This is a genomic window from Spirulina sp. CCNP1310 (genome assembly GCF_034932185.1).
Lineage (GTDB): Bacteria > Cyanobacteriota > Cyanobacteriia > Cyanobacteriales > Spirulinaceae > Spirulina.
The window spans coordinates 20,950-33,855 of the sequence record NZ_JAYGHW010000010.1; the positions used below are offsets into that span (position 1 = coordinate 20,950).

General features: G+C 46.4%; 11 protein-coding genes. 7 read left to right on the forward strand and 4 right to left on the reverse strand.

Going from position 1 to position 12,906, the window contains the following annotated elements; translation table 11 throughout:
• Window positions 1-40: 40 nt before the first annotated feature.
• Complete coding sequence (gene purB / locus VB712_RS04585; protein WP_323252595.1) at window positions 41-1,336, forward strand: adenylosuccinate lyase; 1,296 nt, start codon at window positions 41-43, stop codon at window positions 1,334-1,336.
• 113 nt (window positions 1,337-1,449) lie between these two features.
• Window positions 1,450-2,142 (forward strand): hypothetical protein, encoded by a 693-nt coding sequence (locus VB712_RS04590; protein ID WP_323252596.1) that lies wholly within the window; start codon window positions 1,450-1,452, stop codon window positions 2,140-2,142.
• Between the two features lie 118 nt (window positions 2,143-2,260).
• Here the strand turns inward: VB712_RS04590 and VB712_RS04595 are convergent, their stop codons facing one another.
• Window positions 2,261-2,689, reverse strand: coding sequence for a VOC family protein (locus VB712_RS04595; RefSeq protein WP_323252598.1), 429 nt, complete (start codon window positions 2,687-2,689; stop codon window positions 2,261-2,263).
• 144 nt (window positions 2,690-2,833) lie between these two features.
• Window positions 2,834-3,595 (reverse strand): pentapeptide repeat-containing protein, encoded by a 762-nt coding sequence (locus VB712_RS04600; RefSeq protein ID WP_323252600.1) that lies wholly within the window; start codon window positions 3,593-3,595, stop codon window positions 2,834-2,836.
• Between the two features lie 42 nt (window positions 3,596-3,637).
• On the opposite strand from VB712_RS04600, the gene VB712_RS04605 reads away from it, so the two are divergent.
• The 5 genes from VB712_RS04605 to VB712_RS04625 all read left to right on the forward strand — a co-directional run bounded on the left by VB712_RS04605 (window position 3,638) and on the right by VB712_RS04625 (window position 11,131).
• The gene (locus VB712_RS04605; RefSeq protein ID WP_323252602.1) at window positions 3,638-4,528 is read left to right on the forward strand and encodes an LD-carboxypeptidase; all 891 of its coding nucleotides are present in this window, start codon (window positions 3,638-3,640) and stop codon (window positions 4,526-4,528) included.
• Window positions 4,529-4,892: 364 nt separating this feature from the next.
• The gene (locus VB712_RS04610; RefSeq protein WP_323252604.1) at window positions 4,893-6,125 is read left to right on the forward strand and encodes a DUF3696 domain-containing protein; all 1,233 of its coding nucleotides are present in this window, start codon (window positions 4,893-4,895) and stop codon (window positions 6,123-6,125) included.
• Window positions 6,122-7,180 (forward strand): hypothetical protein, encoded by a 1,059-nt coding sequence (locus tag VB712_RS04615; RefSeq protein ID WP_323252606.1) that lies wholly within the window; start codon window positions 6,122-6,124, stop codon window positions 7,178-7,180. Before VB712_RS04610 ends, VB712_RS04615 begins: the two co-directional genes overlap by 4 nt.
• A complete protein-coding gene (locus VB712_RS04620; protein ID WP_323252608.1) occupies window positions 7,177-8,763 on the forward strand; it encodes a DUF262 domain-containing protein in 1,587 nt (528 codons plus the stop codon). The genes VB712_RS04615 and VB712_RS04620 overlap by 4 nt, the downstream gene beginning before the upstream one ends.
• Before the next feature lie 40 nt (window positions 8,764-8,803).
• The gene (locus VB712_RS04625) at window positions 8,804-11,131 is read left to right on the forward strand and encodes a TIGR03032 family protein (protein WP_323252609.1); all 2,328 of its coding nucleotides are present in this window, start codon (window positions 8,804-8,806) and stop codon (window positions 11,129-11,131) included.
• 131 nt (window positions 11,132-11,262) lie between these two features.
• Here VB712_RS04625 and VB712_RS04630 read toward each other — a convergent pair whose 3' ends face one another.
• Entirely contained in the window at window positions 11,263-12,150 is an 888-nt protein-coding gene (locus VB712_RS04630; protein ID WP_323252611.1) for a hypothetical protein, read from the reverse strand.
• A gap of 28 nt (window positions 12,151-12,178) precedes the next feature.
• Window positions 12,179-12,691 carry a hypothetical protein gene (locus VB712_RS04635; RefSeq protein ID WP_323252613.1) on the reverse strand — a complete coding sequence of 171 codons (513 nt, stop codon included), beginning with the start codon at window positions 12,689-12,691 and terminating at the stop codon, window positions 12,179-12,181.
• Between the last annotated feature and the right edge of the window lie 215 nt (window positions 12,692-12,906).

Genomic DNA, 12,906 nt, shown 5'->3' on the forward strand with positions numbered 1-12,906 from the left:
ACAATATTCAAGCTGTATTGCTTGGAATGGATAACAGACTGTGATTGAACGCTACACCCTGCCGGAGATGGGGCAATTGTGGACAGATGCCTATAAGTTTAAAACCTGGTTACAGGTGGAAATTGCAGTCTGTGAAGCCCAGGCGGAACTGGGCTATATCCCCGTTGAGGCAGTGGAGGAGATCAAAGCCAAAGCCAACTTTGATCCAGCCCGGATTTTGGACATTGAAGCAGAAGTTCGCCATGATGTGATCGCCTTCCTGACGAATGTTAATGAATATGTCGGGGATGCGGGCCGCTACATTCACCTCGGCATGACCAGTTCTGATGTGTTGGATACGGGCTTGGCGTTGCAGATGGTGGCTAGTTTGGATCTGATCCTTGAAAAAGTGGAGGAACTGAGCCAGGCAATCCGTTACCAAGCCCAACAGCACCGCTATACGGTGATGGTGGGTCGTTCCCATGGGATTCATGCGGAGCCGATTACCTTTGGGTTTAAGTTAGCGGGTTGGTTGGCCGAAGTGTTGCGGGGGCGCGATCGCCTCGTCCATTTGCGGGAAGAAATCGCCGTGGGGAAAATTTCCGGGGCAGTGGGAACCTATGCCAACCTTGATCCCCAGGTGGAGGCATTGGCCTGTCAAAAATTAGGGTTAACCCCCGATACTGCTTCTACACAGGTGATTTCCCGCGATCGCCACGCCCAATTTCTCCAACAATTGGCCCTCTTGGCTGCCTCCCTCGAACGGTTTGCTGTGGAAATTCGCAACCTCCAACGCACCGATGTTTTAGAGGTGGAGGAATTTTTCTCCAAAGGACAAAAAGGCTCCTCTGCCATGCCCCACAAACGCAACCCGATCCGCTCGGAAAGGCTCACCGGCATGGCCCGCATTGTCCGGGGGAATGCGATGGCGGGGTTAGAAAATGTCGCCCTCTGGCATGAGCGGGATATTTCCCACAGTTCTGTGGAGCGGGTCGTGATGCCCGATAGCTGCATCCTTACCCATTTCATGCTCAATGAAACGACGCATTTGATTCAAAAGCTGTTAGTTTACCCGGAAAATATGCAGCGGAATATGAATGTTTACGGCGGCGTAATTTTCAGTCAGCGCGTCCTTTTAGCCCTGGTGGAAAAAGGGATGAGTCGAGAGGAGGCCTATCGCTTGGTTCAGGGTTGCGCCCATAGTGAATGGAATGTGCCGGGGGGCGATTTCCGCGCCCAAGTGGAGGCGAACCAAGAAATTGGTCAACTCCTGAATATCGAGGAGATCGCCGATTGTTTTGATCCCCAGCATCATCTCCGTTATTTAGATGAAATCTATCAACGGCTGGCGATTTAGCACGGTGAGACTGGGCAATGGATGGAAAAATCTGTTATCACAGGGGGGCGATCGCCTCCAGTTAGCCATGCAGTCGTAGAGCGATCGCCTTGATTGTTACTCAACAAACACCAATGGTTTTATTGCAGAGTATTGTTAACACCGTGCCACTGTTGCGGGTTATCCCTTGGGGGTTACTGCATTTGCTGATCTTGGGGGCTTGTACCGTTAAGGTAGATTTAGGGGAAACGCCCTCCCTCTCCATTGCTCCGGGTACAGGTGAAGAAGTGGCTTCCCCGGCTCAACCGGCTACCCCTGCCCCCACAGCGGCCAATCCCTCGCCGGCCAATTCCCTGACTACAACCGTCGCGGCTACCCCCGACGATAGCCCCCGCTTGTTAGCTGATGGCATCACCCTTTCTCCTTCCAACCGTTATCAAAATCAATCTCTTTCCCCAGCCCTCTTTGAAGAAATCCCTTGGTGGGGGGAAGCTTGCAAAATCTATCCCGCTCAGGTCGTCGTGGCCAGTGTTTGCAACTATAAGCGGGAATATCAATTTGTTGATGGCGTGCTGGAAATGGTGGCCTATGGCACGGAAGGGGCTGGGGCCGTATTTCGCCCCGATCAACCGATGACGGTACAGGCTGCTAAGGATCTCGGCTGGATTCTCTCAAGGGGCCAAGTGAGCCAGAACAATATCACGGAAGAAAATGATCAGTGGTTGGTCTTTGAAGACACCGATCACAGTGGGGCAGGAGCCAATCTCACCCTTGAATTAAAGGGGGGTGAAGTGGTGCATATCGCCTTCCAAGTCTGGACACCTTAGGGGATAGAGGGGCGATCGCCCCCTCAAAAATCCGGTTTTGGCATTAATCGGCATGGGGGCGAAAAAATGAAACCTTTCGCCCCTACTGAATACAGTTCAGATCAGGATTTCCACCAGGTTAGCGATCGCCCACAGCGGCCCCGGCTTGGGGGCTAAAAATTGCCTCGGCGTGACAGTAATATTTAAATTCCAAGAGGTTATAAAAGGGATCTTCTAAAAAGAAGGTGCGATGCTCGGTGAGTTGACCGGGAAAGCGGCGTTTTTCTGGTTCCCGAAACTGGAGATCATGGCTTTGAGCGCGGCTTAAAATGGCCTCCCAATCCGCTTCAACGGGAAAAATTAAGCCAAAATGGCGGGGATAAATGCCCCGTTGGGGGGTGAGGGGTTCGTGGGCAACATGGGCCACGACTTGATGATCCCAAAAGTTCAAAATCATTGCTTGGGGGGATTCTCGCCCGACGGTACAACCAAGCCCCTCAACATAAAATTCTTTGGCTTTGGCAATATCATTGATCGGAATGGCCAGGTGAAAGAGGGGTGCAGTCATGGGTTTATGGATGCCTAAATGTTCTTAGTCTACTATTTTTGCGGGAGTGGGAAGTAGGGGCGAAAAACCTTTCGCCCTCCCCATCGTAGGGGCGAAAAATTTTTCGCCCCCAAGTCCATCCAGGGAAAAACGAGATCCCCCCCCTCAAAACAAAAAGCGGAATAAAGAGGTGACGCTTCCCAATAGCTGAAGCAGTTGAATCCCCAGGCCATTGCCGCCGCCAGAACCTTGGCGTTTTTTGACCTCTTCAATCAGGCCCACGGCCACCGCTTCCCCCTCTGGGTTTTCCTGCTGTTTAAAGAGGGCTGCCGCAATTTGCGCATCCTGCACCGCCCCCGCTTCATCGGTGAGGCGTAAACGCACCAAAGCACGACCGAGATAGGCCGGGGCAAAATCATTTTGCAGCGTTAGGGCTTGGTTATATTGGGCGATCGCCTCCACATAGTTGCGTTTATTGGCCGCCACCACCCCCAACGCATAGAACTGTTCCGGGGTTTGCAACGAAGCGGGCAGGCCGATGGCTCCTTCAATCCAAGCCTGATCTAAACGAGTCCCCCAAAGATTGGCATTGACTAAATAGGATTGGCGCAAATCTGTCCCCAACAGATTCGCCCCCAACAGCGTTGCCCCCATTAAATTGGCACTGTTGAGGGATGCCCCCGTTAAATCAGCCCCCGTTAAATCAGCCCCCGCTAGGTTCGCTTGGCTCAAGTTCGCAAAGCGCAGATCTGCCTCCCGCAGATCCGCCCCCTGAAGATCCGCCATCACCAACCCGGCCCGGCTTAAGTCACATTGGGCGCAGGCTTTGGTGGAAAGCAATTGCCGCGTGTGGTTGATGTTTTCCGCTTGTATGGGGATAGCGGTGAGCGTTGTCAAAAGGCAGGTGGTGATGAGAGTCTTATGCATAACCCCCCTGGGGTGTGAGTCGTAGCTCCATTCTACAAACCTATGCCCGAAAGTTCTGTGATTCGATTTCCACCCCCCTTGGTACGGGGCGATCGCCTTTGTGCCATTGCCCCCAGTGGCGCACTGAAGGAGCGCGATCGCCTCAAAGCGGGGTTAGCGGTGTGGAGGGCGCAGGGCTACAGCGTCGATTTAATCCCGGCCTGGGATGCCCAGCACAGTTATCTCGCGGGAACCGATGACCAACGGCGACAGGCCCTCGCCCAAGCTTGGCAAAACCCCGATTATCGCGGCATTCTCTGCGTTCGGGGCGGCTATGGGGGGGCGCGATTGCTGGAGGATTGGCAATGGCCAGCGGGGGAAAAATGGCTGATTGGCTTTTCCGATGTGACGGCGTTGCTCTGGAGTTTGGCGCGGCGGGGGATCGGCTCCCTCCATGGGCCGGTGTTGACCTCTTTGGGAACTGCCCCCGATTGGGCGGTAGATCGACTCATCGCAGCGGTGGAAGGGCGGCCCCTGCCGGTGTTAACGGGGGAAGGTTGGGGGGGCGGTATTGCACGGGGCATCCTGTTGCCAGGGAATCTCACCGTAGCCACCCATTTACTCTTTACACCCCATCAACCCAACTTAGAGGGGGTGATCCTCGCTTGGGAAGATGTCACCGAGGCCCCCTATCGCCTAGATCGGATGATTACCCAATGGCGGATGAGTGGGGCATTAAAGGGCGTGAAGGCGATCGCCCTTGGTCAGTTTACGGATTGTGTCGGGAATCCGGGTACATGGTCAGTGGGGGAAATGTTGCGCGATCGCCTCAGCGATTTAGGCATTCCCATTGTCGCGAATCTCCCCTTTGGCCATGAACCGGGCAACGGTGCGCTACCCGTCGGGGCAATGGCAGAAGTCGATGGCGATCGGGGTACATTGACAATGACCTAGGCCCCAGTCCCCAAAGCACAAACGTTACCTAGGGCGCAAGCATTGCGCCCCTACTACCCACTCCCTCCCATGCAAGACCCCAACGCCCCCCTTCGCAGCGTCCACACCAACTATGCTAAACTTTACAATCTAACAAATACGATTTATAATAGACATCATGATATATAAATAGATGTAGGAAGTGCAAGCAAATTGATTAGTATGCATGCGAGCATGTTATCCCATTATGTTGAACACACTAAGCTCTTTGGTAAAAAGCAAAAAACCTAACTAATTATCATTATACGTTAGTCTTTACTGTATTAGTACTTTAAAATAATTACATTGTCTCCTTACCCAATATCATCATAATTTCTCTAAAAAAATGAACCTTAAATACATTGAGTTTGCAAATTATAAAAGCTTTTCGGAAAGGCAGAAAATTGAGCTAAAACCAATTACATTATTGATTGGAAAAAATAGTTCAGGGAAGAGTTCTATTTGTAAATTGTTTACCCTTCTTGAAAATTCTCTTTCGGGAGAGATTGATGAACCGTTGTTACTAAAAAACAAAGGAGTTGAATTAGGAGAAGATTTTGACAACCTATTTTTTGAAAACAACCCTGCGGGGATTTCTCTGGATTTGAAAATGTCTTTCGAGAATAATATTGAATTAGAAATAAATTTGCTCAAAGCAGACAGTAGGTATGGTTTACAGATATTAAGTTGGAGTTATAAAAATGGAGTAACAGATGTGGATATTGATCTTAAACTTCAAGGAGCCAATTATATTGATCAAAAAACTCAGGACTTACAGGACTTATATGAATGTAAATTCAAAGGATTTATTCCGATAAAAATCGTCGAAAAACAATCTCAAAGGGATTTATTGAAAGAAATCGATCTGCCTAAAATAGATGTTGATTATATCGGTCCATTTAGAATATTACCAGAGCGATATTTTTACTTAACGGGACAAACTAATTTTAAAAACACAGGAGTTACAGGAAAAAATGCTTATGCTATGCTAGGGATTAGTAAACTACAGGATACTAGCCTGCACAAAGAAGTAGGTGGATGGTATCGGGATTCCTTTGATGGATGGGAGCTACAAGTTGACGACAAACATAAAAAACCGTTGATTCAGATTTTGTTGTCCAAAAATAATGCCAATATTAACATCACAGATGTTGGACAAGGTATGCATCAAGTATTACCTTTAGTTGTACGTGCTCATGTTAATAATAAAGAAAACTCCTTAATCGTTGTTGAACAGCCAGAACTTCACTTACACCCCATAGCACATGGTGATATTGCTGAGTTATTTGCTAAATCTGCAAAAAAAAATAACCAAGTTTTTATCATAGAAACTCATTCGGAAAATGTATTATTACGTCTTCGTAAACTAGTTGTTGAAAATGACTTTGGTTTTACATCCGACGATCTAGTAATTTACTGGATTGAGGATGCTGAATTCAAAGGCAAGGAATTACGTAAGATCACAGTAGATGAGCAAGGGGTGCTAGATGATTGGCCTCAAGGTGTTTTTAATGAAAGTATGAGAGAAATTTTAGAAATGCAGAAAGCTATTCGACGTAAAGAGGAACAGGCAAAATGATTGTATCGTTTAGTCTAACTATTTTTGATGAGCAAGACTGTACCATTCAGGAGTGCTTGGCCGATATTCTCGTCTTACTACTTGACGACAAACATTTGATCGACATGCAAAGTATTAGTTTGATTTTTTTTAATGAGGAAAATTATTATATTTTTAGTGATCACCCTATTGCACAAGAATATATGTCAAAACGTAACAGAGAACTTTTAAAAAATTATATTCAAAATTACAGACAACAAATTACAAGATTATTAAAAAATTATTTGAGTTCTATGACAATCGGAATGAATTATGAATTGGGTGAAATCACTCCACAAGATGCCTATAGGATAATAAAACATGAGTCTCAAATTGTGTTGGAGAATGAAATTACTGATTGGAAGTTCATTAAGTGTATTTGTGAAAAATATGCTAATGCAAGAAGGCTTAAGCGCAACTCAGTTTACCAATTAATTAACAAATCTCTCACCAATGAGTTGTTGATTCCTCATCATTCTGGAGGAATTGGCGAAATTCCAAAAATAGTAGATAGCATTAAAGATAGTCAAAAGTATAAAAATGTTTATAAATACAAAATAATGGCTCTTTTTGACAGTGATAAACCTGGGGATCAAAAAAATTCTCCCAGCAATATCATTGCACTATTAAAGTATTTTAAGCAGAAAGAAATTAACGATCAGACTATTCAATCGAGTGATTATGAATATGACCCTGGATCTGATTTGATAATTTGGCATATGCTTTACAAAAGAAAAATTGAAAACTATGTCCCATTGGATGTTTTATTTTATAATTTAACATCAGTAGATGATACAAAAAAGAAACAACTGAAAGATATAAGTCCATCAGAATTAGACTATTTACAATATGATCAACATAATGTAGGAATTGGAAAAAGTAAAATAAAGCAACAGTTTCCTGATTTTTTTTTAAAACATTTCTCTTATGAGGAGTTAGAAAAAAGATGTGAACACCATAAAATTCAGGACGTAATTTCAGGTGAGAGGATTTCTGAAATCGAGCAAATACTACTAAAAATAGCGAGAATAGTATGAACAATCAAATCAACGTAAAACCAGATACTACATTTCTTAATGATTTGCTAAATGACATTGCTAAAGGCAAATATAAAATACCTGTTTTTCAAAGAGAATTCATTTGGAAATCTTCCCAAATGATCGAGTTATTTGATAGTATCTTAAAAGGATATCCCATTGGTAGTTTGTTGTTTTGGAAAACACAAGGATATAAAACAAAAAATACTATTGGTCCTTATCTGATTGATCAAAAATCTAGTGAAATTAACTACGTATTGGATGGATTTCAGCGGATATCTACACTTTTTGGTGTTTTGATGAATCCTAGAGATTTTTCAACAGATCCAGAAAGTGATTACAAAAAATTTGTAATTTATTTTGATTTAGAAAACACTACATTTAGCTCTGTTAAAACCAAGAAAGATAATGATCTTTTGATAATTCCCCTGTCTAAAATTTATGATAATCGTCAACTATTTGACGTACTCAGGCAATTAGACAAGGAAAAAGATATACCAGAGACACAAAAAAATATGTATATAGAGAATGCTAGAAATCTCCAGTCTATTTTGACTCATTATAGAATTCCCTACGTTGAAATACAAGGAGGAGATATAAGAAGTGCTGTTGAAATTTTTTCGAGAACTAACTCGACAGGGACAGAAATTTCTGAGGATTTTATGCTATCCGCATTAACCTATAATGCAGATACAGGATTTTTATTAAGCGATTCAATTACTGAATTTTTAAATGAAATCAATATTTATAATTTTGAAAATATTAAAAGAGGTGTTATTTTAAATTGTATCTCTAATACATATGGAATGGTTCACTTAAATAAAAAAAATTATTTTGATGTTCCTATAGAGGCTTTAAGAAATAATGACTTCAATTTGGGATCTTTTTCACAAGATGTCTATATTCATGTCCAAAAATCGATCAATTTTTTGTATAAAAAATTGTTTGTAATTGACGCTCAACTACTACCCTATCCTTCTCAATTGATCTTTATTTCTGAGTACTTTCGAGTTAATCCAAATCCAACACCTGAACAATATGCCAGCTTAAAGAATTGGTTCTGGATCACAACTTATTCTAATTATTTTACTTTGTACTCATTAAGCCAGCAGAGAACCGCTTATCAAATATTTTGTGAGTTTGCAGCGGGAAAGCACCATGATGGAATTTATAGGGTAAATGAAAATGAATTTACAACAGCAAAATATCCAGATAAATTGACCTATCAGGGAGTTAGGCAAAAGGCATTGAAACTCTTTTATTTAAAATCAATCATGGATGGTTATGAAGTTCAAGAAAAAGAAAGTATTAAAGAGATTTTTGTTGCGTTCAAAAAAGATAAGGCTCCAGCCAATATTATTTTAAGACTGTCTTCTGAATTTGAAGAAAAGCCAAAAAATAAAAAAGTGGAAAACTTTATAAAATCAACAGATATTAAAATTTTGCAAAAGCATTTTATAACCGAAGAAATGGTAGAACTATATCAGAACGGAAGAATTGATGATTTTCTTGAAAAAAGAGGTGAGCATTTGAAGCGTAAAGAACAAGAATTTGTTCAAAACCTCGAAATTCGTTTTGAGTAGGACAAAGAATAAATAGTTTCAAAAAGTGCTTTTCATACCCATGCAAGACCCCAACGCCCCCCTTCGCAGCGTCCACACGACCAATTTTGCCGATATCCTCAATCAATTGGGGATTTCTTTGGTGATCTCCACGTACCAAGCCGGGAAAGTGATTTTTGTGCGGGCTGATGGTGATGTGGTGAATACCCATTTTCGCGTTTTCCCTAAAGCCATGGGGCTAGCAGCGGATCATGAAAAAATGGCCATCGGCTCGACGTTGCAAATTTGGCAACTGCGTAACGTTCCCGCCGTTGCCGCCAAACTCGATCCGCCGGGTAAACATGATGCTTGTTATTTACCCCGCCAAAGCCATATTACCGGCGATATTGATATTCATGAAATGGCCTATGCGGGATCAGAACTTTGGTTTGTCAATACCCGCTTTTCCTGCCTTTGTACCCTCGAAGACCCCACCTGTAGCTTTGTCCCCCGTTGGCGGCCCCCCTTTGTTTCTGCCTATGATTTGAGCGATCGCTGTCACCTCAACGGGTTAGCCGTCGTTAACGATCAACCCCGCTATATCACCGCCTTGGGGGCCACCGATACCCCCGCCGGTTGGCGCAAACATAAAGCCAGCGGCGGCATTCTTATGGATGTGCAAACCAATCAATTTGTGGCCCAAGGGCTATCCATGCCCCATTCTCCTCGCTGGTATGATCAACGGCTTTGGGTTTTAGAATCGGGGAAAGGTTCCCTCGCTACCGTAGATCCTGCGAGCGGCAAAGTGGAAACCATCACCTATTTACCCGGCTTTACCCGTGGCCTCGATTTCTATCAAGGTTTCGCCTTTATTGGCCTTTCCCAAGTGCGAGAAACTGCCGTGTTTAATGGTTTGCCCATTACCCAACAAACGGAGCGCAATGCAGGGGTTTGGGTGGTGCATTTAGCGACGGGGCAAATTGTCGGCTTTTTGCGGTTTGAAGAGGCGGTGCAGGAGATTTTTGCGGTGCAGGTGTTGCCGGGGATTCGCTTTCCGGAGTTGCTCAATGATAATGAAGAATTACTCGGCAGTTCCTACGTTTTACCCGATGCAGCCTTAGCCGATGTTTATCAAGGGCCGATGGAATTTGATCACGATGAAGAAGCACAATTTCAATTCCGGGCGGGAAATGATCGCTATAACAGTGGCCAGCTTGACGCAGCGATTCAACATTATCAACAATGCCTCAAGCTTAAACCCGATTTCCAACTGGCCCGCTATAACTTGGGGGTAATTTACCGTGAGCAAGAACGTTGGGACGAAGCGGAAACGGAATTTAAAACGCTCCTCGCCGTCGAACCTCATAACCCCGCTTTGTATAACAATTTGGGGATTATTGCCCAAGGTCGCGGCCATTGGCGGGATGCGCGAGGGGATTATGAGCGGGCGATCGCCCTTGACCCCCAATTTGCGATCGCTCACTTTAATTTAGGAATGCTTTTGTTGCGGTTGGGGGAATATCAACAGGGTTGGGCTGAAGCAGAATGGCGTTGGCAAACGGCAGAATTTACCCCCTTTGATTGCCCTCAACCCCGTTGGCAGGGGGAAGCGATCCAAGGCAAAACGCTGTTAGTGCATACGGAACAGGGGGCCGGCGATGCGATTCAATTTAGCCGGTTTATCCCCTTAGCGGCCCAAAAGTGCGATCGCCTCATCCTCGTTTGCCTTCCCACTCTCATGCCCCTCTTCCGCAACATTCCCGGCATTGCTGAACTGTTGCCCCCTGGCCCCCTCGCACCGGATAGCTTTGATCTCTACGCTCCCCTGATGAGCCTCCCCCACTGTCTCGGCATTACGCTGGAGAACCTCCCCACTGAAGTTCCCTACCTCACCCCCACCGGCACAGCCCCTCTAACGCTCCAGGGTTCAGGGTTAAAGGTGGGCATTGTCTGGGGGGGCAGTCCCACCCATAAGCAGGATCATCACCGCTCCACACCCTTAGCGGCTTGGTTGCCCATCCTCCAAATTCCAGGGGTGACGTTTTTTAGTTTGCAAAAGGATGAAGCGACGGGGAACCGCCGGGCCGAATTAAACGCGCTCCCACCAGGGATTGTTGTGGAGGATTTAGCCCCCCACATTCATGATTTTGGCGATACGGCCCACCTGTTACAACAATTAGATCTGCTCATTGCCGTAGATACCGGCATTGCCCATTTAGCGGGGGCGCTGGGGTTGCCGGTGTGGGTGCTGTTGGCCCAGCGGGCAGATTGGCGCTGGTTGGAGGATCGCCACGATAGTCCTTGGTATCCGACGATGAATCTGTTTCGTCAACAGGATTTAGGGAATTGGGGGCCGGTGATCATGGAGGTGGCGATGTTGTTGCGGGAGAAGGTGCTCAATCCTGCGTAATGGGTGGGTGTGGGGCGAAAGATTTTTTTGCCTCCGGCAGGCTTACGCCAACGCCCCTAGGGGTTGCGGGCGGCGGAGCCGCGTTGGGGTCATGCCATGGGCCTAGCCATGGCATGAGATTAAAAGGGTGCTTAGACTTCAGCGGCAGCGCGTTCGATCAGGCGGCGGGCTAGGGTTTGGATGCCGGTGTGTTCGTAGTAGTTGGTGGACATATCGAGGAATGCGGCTAGGTAATCCAGTTTGCTATCGGAAGCATCAATGAAGTTACTCAGATTTCCCGTCACTTTTTCAACGGTGAGATCATGCTTTTGCACCAATCCTCCCATCCAACCCTTCACACTATCAAAACTTTCACCGATAAAGCTTAACTGACTAGCGGCATTGCCACCAGGAATCATGCTTTTAATTTGGCTAAAACCGGGATTATCGGTTAGGTCTTGGGGGCTAAGACTGCTCAGTTTGGCTTGGGTGATTTTGATGAAGTCGGGGCCAAGGGGGATGAGGGCATCAAAGGCGACGAGGGCGGCCATGCGCATCAAGGATTCTCCCCCATAATTGGCGAGGGATTTAACGAAATCGCCAATACTATCCCCCGGAATGCCGTTAATTTGGCAAAAGGCGACGACTTCCACGACGAGCTTTAAGCAGAGGTCGATGGTTTGGGCTTTGTCGGCTTTGGGGGTGAGTTTGCTCATGAAGCCGAGAAGGGGGATTTTTTCCCCGACTTTGTTGGCGAGGGCGGCGGTTCCCAAGGCTGTGCCGGTGCTGTCGATGGTTTGGTACAACCAGAGGGCGCGTTGATAGCCTTCGGATTTGTCGTTAAAGAGCCAGATGGCGCGATCGCCGATCGCTTTAATTAACGCCTCATCGGTTTCCCCCGTTACGGTGCGGATCGTGTTTTTAAACCCGACTAAATTGTTCCATTTTCCCGGTACGACAAAATCTAGGGTTTTGAGGGCGCGGATCGTCAAATTCTGTTCGGGGAGTTCGTCAACGAGTTCAAAGATGGGTTTGGTCATGGGGAGTTAGGGAATGGGGAATGGGGGGTTATTGGGCGAGGGCGGCGATGCCGTTGATGTCGAATTGTTGGAGCCAGTCGAGGCGATCGCCCTCTGTGAAGCTCTCGGCGCGGGATTGGATTTTAACTTGGAAGCGATCGCCCACCAGTACCGCCGTCCCTTGATTGCCTTGGGCAACGACGGGAAAATCATTAATACTTTGGGTGCTGTCGGCGAACTTATCCGCCGCGCTGGGGTTACTGCTAATGTCCGAAATCGACAACACCGCTACTTCTTCGCCCCCTCGGATCAGCTTCGCTTGCGCAAACCCGGTTTTTTCCTGGGCATAGACCAGATCATCATCCCCCGACGTTTTGGGGAAAAAGCGGTTAAAACTGCCGCCACTGACCGCATCTTCGGCCACTGCACTTGCACCCCGCTCCGTACTCTCCCGCTGGGCTTGATCAAACTCCGAAGGAGGAGCCGCAGTGCAGGCCGTCAGCAGGAGGAGGAACGTTAAGCACAGCGCCGTTAGTCCTGTGCGGAGTTTACTCATGTTCATCGGAAACACTCCCGGTTGGATGGGTGAAATACCCCCATTGTGGGCCATGAATTGGGGGGTGTGTTTTTCTCTTAAGGAATATTTATGCCCAATTTTGTACGATAGAGGGCAGGATAGAGTATCAAGGCTCTATTTTTTTGGGGAAAGCTCATCTTGACCGATTGAGCCATTTTGCCATTGTGGTGCTATCTATCCTGTCTTGATATGGTTTTAAA

Bases quoted from the DNA above. Each gene is read 5' to 3' on its own strand.
- VB712_RS04635 (WP_323252613.1), bottom strand. From the start codon at position 12,691: ATGAACATGAGTAAACTCCGCACAGGACTAACGGCGCTGTGCTTAACG.
- VB712_RS04600 (WP_323252600.1), bottom strand. From the start codon at position 3,595: ATGCATAAGACTCTCATCACCACCTGCCTTTTGACAACGCTCACCGCT.
- VB712_RS04590 (WP_323252596.1), top strand. From the start codon at position 1,450: ATGGTTTTATTGCAGAGTATTGTTAACACCGTGCCACTGTTGCGGGTT.
- VB712_RS04610 (WP_323252604.1), top strand. From the start codon at position 4,893: ATGAACCTTAAATACATTGAGTTTGCAAATTATAAAAGCTTTTCGGAA.
- VB712_RS04605 (WP_323252602.1), top strand. From the start codon at position 3,638: ATGCCCGAAAGTTCTGTGATTCGATTTCCACCCCCCTTGGTACGGGGC.
- VB712_RS04595 (WP_323252598.1), bottom strand. From the start codon at position 2,689: ATGACTGCACCCCTCTTTCACCTGGCCATTCCGATCAATGATATTGCC.
- VB712_RS04615 (WP_323252606.1), top strand. From the start codon at position 6,122: ATGATTGTATCGTTTAGTCTAACTATTTTTGATGAGCAAGACTGTACC.
- VB712_RS04630 (WP_323252611.1), bottom strand. From the start codon at position 12,150: ATGACCAAACCCATCTTTGAACTCGTTGACGAACTCCCCGAACAGAAT.
- VB712_RS04625 (WP_323252609.1), top strand. From the start codon at position 8,804: ATGCAAGACCCCAACGCCCCCCTTCGCAGCGTCCACACGACCAATTTT.
- VB712_RS04620 (WP_323252608.1), top strand. From the start codon at position 7,177: ATGAACAATCAAATCAACGTAAAACCAGATACTACATTTCTTAATGAT.